8 protein-coding genes are annotated in these 9,579 nt (G+C 61.7%); 1 reads left to right on the top strand and 7 read right to left on the bottom strand.

Annotation, left to right across the window (positions count from 1 at the left end; translation table 11 throughout):
* Positions 1 to 322 precede the first annotated feature (322 nt).
* The 6 genes from HMPREF2875_RS04295 to HMPREF2875_RS04270 form a co-directional block, all read right to left on the bottom strand.
* A complete protein-coding gene (locus tag HMPREF2875_RS04295; protein WP_070670634.1) occupies positions 323 to 2,092 on the bottom strand; it encodes an ABC transporter ATP-binding protein in 1,770 nt (589 codons plus the stop codon).
* Positions 2,092 to 3,051: an ABC transporter permease gene (locus tag HMPREF2875_RS04290; RefSeq protein WP_070670633.1), complete on the bottom strand. Its 960-nt coding sequence runs from the start codon at positions 3,049 to 3,051 to the stop codon at positions 2,092 to 2,094. Before HMPREF2875_RS04290 ends, HMPREF2875_RS04295 begins: the two co-directional genes overlap by 1 nt.
* A complete protein-coding gene (locus HMPREF2875_RS04285; protein WP_039673340.1) occupies positions 3,044 to 3,970 on the bottom strand; it encodes an ABC transporter permease in 927 nt (308 codons plus the stop codon). The genes HMPREF2875_RS04290 and HMPREF2875_RS04285 overlap by 8 nt, the downstream gene beginning before the upstream one ends.
* A 204-nt stretch (positions 3,971 to 4,174) precedes the next feature.
* Positions 4,175 to 5,773 (bottom strand): peptide ABC transporter substrate-binding protein, encoded by a 1,599-nt coding sequence (locus tag HMPREF2875_RS04280; RefSeq protein WP_070670630.1) that lies wholly within the window; start codon positions 5,771 to 5,773, stop codon positions 4,175 to 4,177.
* 221 nt (positions 5,774 to 5,994) lie between these two features.
* Complete coding sequence (locus HMPREF2875_RS04275; RefSeq protein ID WP_070670628.1) at positions 5,995 to 6,897, bottom strand: alpha/beta fold hydrolase; 903 nt, start codon at positions 6,895 to 6,897, stop codon at positions 5,995 to 5,997.
* A gap of 84 nt (positions 6,898 to 6,981) precedes the next feature.
* Positions 6,982 to 7,476 (bottom strand): phage holin family protein, encoded by a 495-nt coding sequence (locus HMPREF2875_RS04270; RefSeq protein ID WP_070670626.1) that lies wholly within the window; start codon positions 7,474 to 7,476, stop codon positions 6,982 to 6,984.
* A 105-nt stretch (positions 7,477 to 7,581) separates the two neighbouring features.
* On the opposite strand from HMPREF2875_RS04270, the gene HMPREF2875_RS04265 reads away from it, so the two are divergent.
* Entirely contained in the window at positions 7,582 to 8,271 is a 690-nt protein-coding gene (locus tag HMPREF2875_RS04265) for an oxidoreductase (RefSeq protein ID WP_070670624.1), read from the top strand.
* A 15-nt stretch (positions 8,272 to 8,286) separates the two neighbouring features.
* Here HMPREF2875_RS04265 and HMPREF2875_RS04260 read toward each other — a convergent pair whose 3' ends face one another.
* Positions 8,287 to 9,099, bottom strand: a complete 813-nt coding sequence (locus HMPREF2875_RS04260) for an HAD family hydrolase (RefSeq protein ID WP_070670637.1) — start codon at positions 9,097 to 9,099, stop codon at positions 8,287 to 8,289.
* Positions 9,100 to 9,579 lie beyond the last annotated feature (480 nt).

Here is a 9,579-nt window from a genome sequence, read left to right as displayed (position 1 = left end):
CCAATTACCGCCATGCCCGAATACCAAGAAGCCATAGCCAGACTCGCCGCCGAACAAACAGGACAAGCCACAGGCCAGCCACCCGACCCGCCGCCAGGAACAGGCCAGCCGCCCGCCCCACCGCCGCGTGCAGGCTAAACGCCCGCGATGAGGCAACGCGAGCGCCGGAACGCCTAACCACGCGCCCGCGCCGAAACCCGCGAACCACACCACGGTTAGCGGGCACATCGGCGATCCCACAGCTAGTGGAGGCGAGCGCCGAGACGGCGAAACCCGCCGACCAGAGGAGGTTGGCGGGTTGGGAGGCGTCGCTAAGCGCAGGCTAGTGGCCGGTACCGATTTCCAGGTGCATACCCGGCACCGAGTTGATGAGGTTGCGGGTGTAGTCCTGCTGGGCGTTCTCGAAGATGTCGTCGGCAGTGCCCTGCTCGACGGCCTGGCCCTTCTTCATGACCACGATGTCATCGGCAGTCTGGCGGACCACCGCGAGGTCGTGGGTAATGAAGAGGTAGGAGAGGCTGAGCTCGGACTGAAGCTCGGCCAGCAGCTGGATGATCTGGTTCTGCACCAACACGTCGAGGGCGGAGACGGCCTCATCGAGGACGATGACCTCCGGCTTCAACGCCAACGCGCGGGCAATGGCGATGCGCTGGCGCTGACCGCCGGACAGCTCGTTGGGGTAGCGGCGCATAGCCGAGCGTGGCATGGAGACCATGTCGAGAAGCTCGGCCACGCGGGCCTCGCGTTCCTTGCGGGAACCAACCTTGTGCAGCGCGAGGGGTTCTTCGATGCACTTATAGATCGAGTACATCGGGTCCAGCGAGCCATACGGGTTTTGGAAGACCACCTGCATCTTGCGACGCAGGTTGAACAATTCTTTCTTCGACAGCGTCGAAGTATCGCGGCCTTCGAATTCAATGGTGCCGGAGGTCGGCTCCAAAAGACCCAACACCATGTTGGCCACCGTGGACTTGCCGGAACCAGACTCGCCCACCAAGGCCAAGGTGGTGCCGCGGCGAATGTCGAAGGAAACATCGTCCACGGCCTTGAGATGCTTCTTCTCACCGCGCTGGCCACGGATGTTGAACTCCTTGGTCAGGTTGCGCACCGAAATCACCGGTTCCGCAGTGCCTGGCGCTGCGGCATCAGAGGCGGTCGACTGCGCGGAGAGCGGAACAGCGGCACCCGGCTCCACCGCAGAAGTTTCGGCGCTACTGTGGGCGCCGTCGGCGGCGTTGGCCTCGCCGGTCTTCAGCTCCTTCGCTTCCACGCCGGCTTCTTTGGCGGCGCGGATGCGGGAAGAGGCGAGGGAGGGGGCGGCGTCGACAAGCCGACGCGTGTAGGGGTGCTGCGGGGAACGCAGAATCTCCCGCGAGGGGCCCGACTCCACGATGCGGCCTCGGTGCATGACGATGAGGTGCTCGGCGCGCTCGGCGGCCAGACCTAGGTCGTGGGTAATGAAGAGCACCGCATTACCCAGCTCCTCAGTGAGGTGTTCCAAGTGATCCAGAATGGTCTTCTGCACCGTCACGTCGAGGGCGGAGGTGGGCTCATCGGCGATGAGCAGCTTCGGGCGCGCAGCCAAGCCAATAGCGATGAGCGCGCGCTGGCGCATACCGCCGGAGAACTCGTGGGGGTACTGCTTGGCGCGGCGTTCGGCGTCGGGAAGCCCGGCCTCCTCTAGGAGCTCGACGACGCGCTTGTGGCGCTCGGAGCCCTCCACGACGTTGTTGGCCTTGAGGGATTCCTCGACCTGCGTGCCGATGCGCCACACCGGGTTGAGGTTGGACATCGGATCCTGCGGGACCAGGCCAATCTTGTTGCCGCGCAGCGCTTCGAATTGCTTGTTGTTGTAGTGGGTAATGTCCTCACCTTCGAAGAGGATTTGGCCGCCGGTGACCTTGCCGGTTCCCGGCAAAAGCCCCAGGATGGACATCGCCGTGGTGGACTTACCCGAGCCTGACTCGCCCACGATGGCCACGGACTGGCCCGGGTAGATGGACATATTGACGCCACGCACGGCCTCTACCACGCCGGTGGACGTGGTGAAGGAGATGTGGACGTCCTTCATTTCAAGAAGTGGAGTAGTCATTAACGCTTCCTCGCCTTCGGATCGAGCGCGTCGCGGACGACGTCACCCATCATGATGAAGCTCAACACGGTCAGGCCCAACGCACCCGCCGGGTAGAACAGGACTGCCGGGGCTACGCGCAGGGACGCCTGCGCGTCGGAGATGTCGCCGCCCCAGGACACGAACGTGGGCGGCAAACCGATGCCCAGGAAGGACAAGGTAGCTTCCGCCACGATGTAGGTACCCAGCGCCACGGTGGCGTAGGAAATGATGGGGGCAGCAGCGTTCGGCAGGATGTGGCTGAACAGGATGTGCCAGTTCGATGCGCCGATGGAGCGCGCAGACTGGACGAACTCCTCGTTCTTGATGGAGACCACCGCGCCGCGGGTAATACGGGCGATGGATACCCAGCCGAAGAGGCCGAGGACTAAGACCACCGTGATGATGGTGCGGTGCTCCTTGAACATCTGCATGACCACGATGGCGGCCAGCACCAGCGGGATGGCGAAGAAAATGTCCGTGATGCGGGACAGCACGGAGTCGATCCAGCCACCGAAGAAACCAGCGACGGCACCGATGAGGGAGCCTAGAACCACCACGAGGAGGGTGGTAAGAACGCCCACGGCTACCGACGCCCGCGCACCGTAAATGACGCGGGAGTAAATGTCGCAGCCTTGGCGGTTAAATCCGAATGGGTGGCCGGGCTCAGCCGGGGCAAGGGATTTGGATAGCTCGCACAGGCGCGGGTCGGTATTGGTAAACAGACCTGGGACGACGGCCATGAGGATGGCCACGAGGATCATGACGGCCGCAATCCAAAACAGTGGGCGGCGGCGCAGGTAGCGCCAGGCCTCGCCCCACTGGGAGGAGGGCGCAGATTCGTCCTTGACGGCGTCGACTGCGCCGAGGCCCGTCTCGTCGGTCGCGGAAACGAAGTGCTCTTGGCCCGGGTAGGGGGTAGTTTTCTCGAAGTTAGGCATAGCGGATCCTCGGATCAAGTACGGCGTACAGGAGGTCAACGAGCAGGTTGGCGATGATGTAGATGATCACCAGGACCGTCGTAAAGGACACAATCGTGGTCGGCTCGCCGCGCAGGATGGCCTGGTACATGGTGCCGCCGACGCCGTTGATGCCGAAGATGCCCTCGGTGACAATCGCACCGGTCATGAGTGCACCGATATCGGCACCGATGAAGGTGGCCACGGGAATCAGCGAGTTACGCAGCACGTGGCGGCGGGTCACCGCACCGTTGGAAAGGCCCTTCGCGCGGGCGGTGCGCACGTAGTCAGCACGCAGGTTCTCCGCCACGGACTGGCGGGTCAAGCGGATGACGTAGGCCAGCGAGAGGGCGCCGAGCACCATTGCCGGCATGAGGAGTGACTTCACGGTGGCGTTCGCGCCGACGGTCACCGGCAACACACCCCACTTGATGCCCACGATGTACTGGAAGACAAAGCCGATGACGAAGGACGGCACAGCGATGACCAGCAGGGAAATGACCAGCACGGTGGAGTCGAAGAAGCCGCCGCGGCGCATACCGGCGACAACGCCGAAGAAGATGCCGAAGACAGCCTCGAAGATGATGGCCATGACGGTGAGTTTGACGGTGACCGGGAAGGCGTTTGCCATCACTTGGGTCACGGGCACGCCGGAGAAGGTCGTGCCGAAGTCCAGCATGAAGATGCCCTTGATATAGAGCAGGTATTGGATGATGAACGGCTTGTCGAGGTTGTATTCGGCCTCGATGCGGGCGCGGGCAGCCTCGGTAAGGCCGCGGTCACCGCCGAGGGCTTCGACAGGGTCGCCGGGCATCAAGAAGACGAGCGCGTAGATGAGCAGGGTGGCTCCGAAGAACACCGGAATCATCTGGAGCACTCGGCGCCCGATATAGCGCAACATAGTGTGGTCCTTTACTCGTTTGTGGGCAGGTGCTTGTCGACGCCCTCTTAACAGGCGCCCACGTAGCTCATAAGGATTTTAGTGTGTGATCTAAGGTAGTGAGAAATCTATAGAGCGTTTCGAATCACACTTATGGGTAAAAACGTGGGGAGACCCCCGCTCCACCGAGGTTGCGGGGGTCAAGCGAAAAGCCTGGGTGAAGGCTTACTTCTTGGTGATGTTGTAGTACACCGGCTGGGACTTCCAGGAGAAGACGACGTTGTCGACGTTCTCGGAGTAGCCGCCGGTGGCGTTGGAGTACCACAGCGGGATGGCCGGCAGATCCTTGAACAAGACCTCTTGAGCCTCGATGTACTTCTTGTTGGCCTCGTCGTCGGAGTGGGCGGTCAGGGCTTCGTTGAGAGCCTTGTCAAAGTCCGAGTTAGCGTAGTCGCCGTCGTTGGAGGAACCGCCAGTCTTGTAGAGGGGGGCAAGGAAGTTGCCCTGGCTCGGGATGTCTGCCTGCCAGCCGGTACGGAAGGCGGTCTTGATGGTGCGGTTGGTGACCTCATCGCGCAGGGACTTGAAATCCGGGTACGGAGCGCCGACCGCTTCGATGCCGAGGGCGTTCTTAACAGAGTTGGTGGTGGCGTCTACCCAGCTCTTGTGGCCGCCGTCGGAGTTGTAGGCGATCTCCAGGGACGGGTTATCCCACTTGTTGATCTTGTCTGCCTCTTCCCACAGCTTCTTGGCCTTCTCCGGGTCATACTTCAGGACCTCGTTGCCCTTGATGTCCTCGGTGTAGCCCGGCAGAACCGGGGAGGTGAAGTCCTTGGCCGGGGTGCGAGTGCCCTTAAAGATGGTCTCGGTGATCTCCTCGCGGTTAATCGCATGGGAGATGGCCTGGCGGCGCAGAGCGCCTTCCTCACCGGAGAAGTGCTCGAGGTTCTCACCCAGGGTGAAGGACTGGAATACGGCGGTGGGCTGGTTTACTGCGCGCTCGCCGAGGTCTGCCTCGTAAACGTCGAAGGCGGAGTCCGGAACGGCGTCGAGAACGTCGAGGTTACCGGAGAGCAGGTCGGCGTAGGCAGCGTCCTGGGAGGCGTAGAAGACGAACTTGATGCCGTCATTCTGCGGGGTCTGTCCGCCCTTGTACTCATCATTTGGAACGACGGTCGCGTCCTGGTTGTGGTTCCACTCGGACAGCTTGTATGGGCCGTTGGTGATCGGGTTCTGGCCGTAGGCGTCCATGTCGTCGTATGCAGACTCGTGGAGCGGGTAGAACGCGGAGTAGCCCAGCTGTGCCGGGAAGTCCTGCTCTGGGCTGTTCAGGGCGATGGTAAAGGTGAGGTCGTCGACGACCTTGAGGCCCTCCAGCTTCTCGACGCCCTCCTTAAAGCCCTTGATGTTGGAGAAGAAGGACGCATTGAGCTGGTCGTTAGCTACGGCGTAGTTCCACGCATCAACGAAGTTGTTCGCGGTGACCGGGGAGCCATCGGAGAACTTGGATTCCTTGAGCTTGACGGTGAACTCGGTGTTGTCATCATTCGGCTCGATAGATTCAGCGAGCTCGTTTTGAGCTTCGCCGTCGCCGTCGTAGTAGACGAGGCCGGAGTAGAGGGAGTCAACGATGCGTCCGCCGCCGACCTCATTGGTGTTGGCTGGGATCAGCGGGTTCTGCGGCTCGGAGCCGTTCACAACGATGATTCCGTCGCCGGAACCGGATGCAGCGGTGGAGCCGGAGTCGGAATCGCCGCCACAGGCCGCGAGGGTGAGCGGCAGGGTAGCGGCGGAAACAACGGCAAGCGTCTTCTTGAGCGTCATGTGGGTCTTAGACCTCCGTGGTGCGAAAGATGTAGAAAACCTGTGGTTTGGTTTGTTATGAAGCTACCGTGTGCCGTGTCTTACATACAAGGAATCGGAAAATATGTCCTGTGATAAAAGCTATAGTACGTTAGGTATTCGCCGCCGACCTGCGTTTTCCTCGAAGAATAAAAATATACCCCACCCCCTGTGTGGGGTAGGGCACTGAATTTCCATGTATGTTACGTACTTCGCATCCATTGGGTGAGGGTCTGAGCGAAACCACGCGGGTTTTCCAAGAAAGGCAGATTCTTGGTTCCAGGAATCGTCGTGGCGGTAAAACTTCCGCGACAGCGCTTTGCCGCGCGGCGGGCCACCGGCCGCCACAACAGCTGATCAGCATGGATAAACAACACCGGCGCGGCAACCGTAAGGTCGAGCCAACTCAACGGTACGACGGCCGTGCGCAGCCGGTGATTCCACAAAATGCCGCGACGCACATTGCCAATCTGGGAAGCGGCAATGCGCAAGCGCAGAGATTCCTCGCGCGCGTCTTCGCTGAAGGAACCGAGCGCATCGAGATCCATTTCCCGACGGTAGGCGGATTCGCGCATCAGCAACCGCGGCGTGCGCAGCCAACTCATGCGGCACAACGTCGCGCGCAGGAGTACCCACCCAAAGTCCCACGGGCGGGCAGCAATCGCGCGGCGCAGGTCAGCCGGGTGCGCGGCGGAAACAGATACCAGTCCTCGGACACGCTCAGGGCGCTCCGTCGCCAGCGCCCACGCCACCGCACCACCGGTATCAGCACCAACGAGGAAAGCATCGTCATGGCCTAGCGCCCGGATTGCCCCACTGACGTCTCCCACTGCGACACGAATATCTTGCCCAGGTTCCAGTGGAGGCTTATCCGACAGTCCGAAGCCGCGCATGTCGAGGGCGGCGACGTGGAAGCCGGCGTCGGCAAGCACTGCGATGACATCCCGAAAGTCGAACCATCCGCCGAAGGAGCCATGCAACAGCACCACGAGGGGATTGTCCGGGTTGCCGGCAGTCGCGGCGTGGAGGCGGATGCCGCGCGTGTGAAGGAACTCGCGCTCAAAGGGGCCGTCGAGCTCCACCACGGACGGGGACAGGGACGTCATTGCTGCAGGCCTTTCAATAGACGAAATCCGCCCCTCAGGGACGAGGGGCGGGGGTAAAGGGGGAAAGCGAAAGGACCCTAAAATTTAGGTGTAGAGGCCGCGCTCGATGGACTTCTCAGCTCGGCCCGGGACCAGCTTCTTGAGTTCCTTCGTGGACTCAATGGTCTTCTCCGGTGCCTTAACCTGCTTAACCTGCTTGAAACCGATAAAGGCCACAACGGCGGCGATGACCACCATGAGCAGGAAGACGATGAGGAACGCAGCCCAGCGGTCGAGCCACTTAGCTAGCAGCTCTGCGAGGAAGAAGAAAAAGAAGAAGGAGCTGTACAGCGCCACGGTGCCGGCGACGCCGAACATACCCGCGCCGATGCCGCCCTTCTTGGCGGAGGCGGCGAGCTCGGTCTTAGCCAGCTCCACCTCGGAGCGCACCAACTGGGACATCTGCTCGGTAGCGTTAGAGACCAGCTGGCCGATGGACGCTTCGCCGCGGCGGGAGGTATCGGCATCACTCAGGGGGATGCTGTCTACCTTCGGGGCGAACTGGTTGGACCCGTCAGTGAATAGTCCGTCGTTGCTCACGGTTAAAAACTCCTACTGTTTTGTCGCAATCTATATCGGCCATAGTAATGAACTTTTCAGAGTCCATGTGGTGCGGCCCGCATTTTTGGGTACGGCGTTATTGTAATGGGTATGCCTAGTTCTGACCCGCTGACCCCGTTGATGGCCCTATCCGGGGTAGAGGAGAACGCGGCGGCGGCAGTCAGTGCTATCGCCCGCGTGCACCGCCGGCCCGCGGGGTTGCGCAAATTTGAGGTGATTTCCTCGGAGTCCCTGCTGCGCGGGGCACGGGCGTGCGCGGCAATCGATGGCGCCTCGCTTGCGCTTGCCGACGTCCCCCCAACCGTCAGTGCCTACTCCCTCCTCGCCCCCGAGGTTCAGGCCACGACGGTGCGCACCTTCGCGCGGGCTCCGCTGCAGGTCCTGGCCCGAATTGACGTCGCTTCGGGCGGGCCTGGCCGTCCCACCCAAGAACCCGCGGTGGTCCAGGCGTTGGCGCAGCTCATCACTCATCGAGCCGGCGTGGACTATGACCGCTTGCTGCCGGTCGTGTTGCATGCGGAGATTGCCGCGCGCGAGCTTTTTGGGGAGCGCAGCACCGTCGTGGCGCTCGTTGCCGCCCGCACCGCAGCAATTCATACCGGCTTCGATCCACGCGGCTTCGCCGTGCCGGAAACCTACCTCAACCGCCACCGCGCCGCGTATCGCTCGGCACTGTCCACCTATGACGAGGCCCCTGCTGAGCTGCTCTCGCTGCTACTTCAGGCCTGGACCGCCGGCGCTAAAGAAGCCGACGGCATTGCCCGCGCGGCTTAAGTCTTAGGCCTGCATTTATTTGTTGCGTTGGCGCGCGATCAGCACGCCACCGACGATGAGTGCCGCAATCCCCGCCAACACCGCTGAGCCAATCCCAAACTCGCGGGCGCTCGGCGGGGTAAAGAGCGGTACAGGGTCTTTAAATGTACGGGTCTCCCAGTCATTATCTGCGGCATGTTTCTTCAGGAGCCGATCCGGGTTGACTGCCACCGGGTGCCCAACCTGCTTGAGCATCGGGATATCCGTGGCCGAATCCGAGTAGGCGTAGGAAGCGTCCTTGTCCACGCCAAGCTGCTGTGCCATGCGCTTTAGCGCCTCGGCCTTCGCGGCGCCTTTGCAGTAGAAGAGAATCTCCCCGGTAAACTGGCCATTCTCCTCCGCGAGTTCAGTGGCCACGACGTGTTCAATCCCCAACTCCTCAGCGATGGGCTTGACCAGCACGCTTGCCGACGCCGAAATGATCACCACCTCATGGCCCTTTTCACGATGCGCAGCAATGAGATCGCGCGCCTCGGCATAAATAGTGGGGGTAACCACCGTGTGCATTGTTTCCACTGCAATGTCGTGGACCTTCTGTACCGACCAGCCGGCCACCATGGCGGCAAGCTGATCCCGGGTGGCATCCATATGCTCGCTACTGTGCCCGGCAAGCATGTAACTAGCTTTGGCCAGCGATAACTGCAGCGCCTCAGTGTGGGTAATGAGCCCGTTGTGCATGAACTCCCGGCCAAAAGCGTAGGCCGAGGAGGTGGCGATGATGGTCTTGTCCAAGTCGAAGAACGCGGCCACGCGAGCATTGCCGCTGGGCGTAGAAAAGTGTTCGGTCATGGAGTGCACCTTGCCGGTATCTGTGCGAGTTACAGTGCTCATCGTAGCCTCTCAGCAGCACAAATCGGGCGCGCAGCGACGTTCTTAAAAGATTCTCAAGGAATGTTGCCTCAAGCTGTTGTCATCTTTTCCAAGCCGTGCCATAATGTGTGATGCAAGGCCCCGATATACAGTGCGGCCTGCCCCGGCGCACCCCCCCCGATGCCGGGTTACAGATGGCCCGCGCACCCCCCCCCCGAGGCGCGGGCCATCACCTATTTCTGCCGAAACGGCGGTTGCCCGTTTTCAAAGCCCCAAACTGGCTTAAGGGACATTTCGTGGCTCATAGATCAAAGGGGTTAGGCCATAACGCTCGCCGGTCGCAGCCTCAGCGCTTCGTTCGTGCGGCGCGCAGACCGTTCAAGATCACGATGACCTCGGCAACCTCGTGGACCAACACCACGGCCGCCAGGCCCAGCACGCCGGTGATCGCCAGTGGCA

Source organism: Corynebacterium sp. HMSC078H07 (assembly GCF_001812805.1).
In the GTDB taxonomy this organism is placed as follows: Bacteria; Actinomycetota; Actinomycetes; order Mycobacteriales; family Mycobacteriaceae; genus Corynebacterium.
The sequence above is the reverse complement of the archived record's forward strand: the minus strand, read 5'-3'. Positions and strand labels throughout refer to the sequence as shown.

Excerpts from the sequence above, each read along its gene's own strand:
- HMPREF2875_RS04295 (WP_070670634.1), bottom strand. The coding sequence starts at position 2,092 with ATGACTACTCCACTTCTTGAAATGAAGGACGTCCACATCTCCTTCACC.
- HMPREF2875_RS04290 (WP_070670633.1), bottom strand. The coding sequence starts at position 3,051 with ATGCCTAACTTCGAGAAAACTACCCCCTACCCGGGCCAAGAGCACTTC.
- HMPREF2875_RS04285 (WP_039673340.1), bottom strand. The coding sequence starts at position 3,970 with ATGTTGCGCTATATCGGGCGCCGAGTGCTCCAGATGATTCCGGTGTTC.
- HMPREF2875_RS04280 (WP_070670630.1), bottom strand. The coding sequence starts at position 5,773 with ATGACGCTCAAGAAGACGCTTGCCGTTGTTTCCGCCGCTACCCTGCCG.
- HMPREF2875_RS04275 (WP_070670628.1), bottom strand. The coding sequence starts at position 6,897 with ATGACGTCCCTGTCCCCGTCCGTGGTGGAGCTCGACGGCCCCTTTGAG.
- HMPREF2875_RS04265 (WP_070670624.1), top strand. The coding sequence starts at position 7,582 with ATGGGTATGCCTAGTTCTGACCCGCTGACCCCGTTGATGGCCCTATCC.
- HMPREF2875_RS04260 (WP_070670637.1), bottom strand. The coding sequence starts at position 9,099 with ATGACCGAACACTTTTCTACGCCCAGCGGCAATGCTCGCGTGGCCGCG.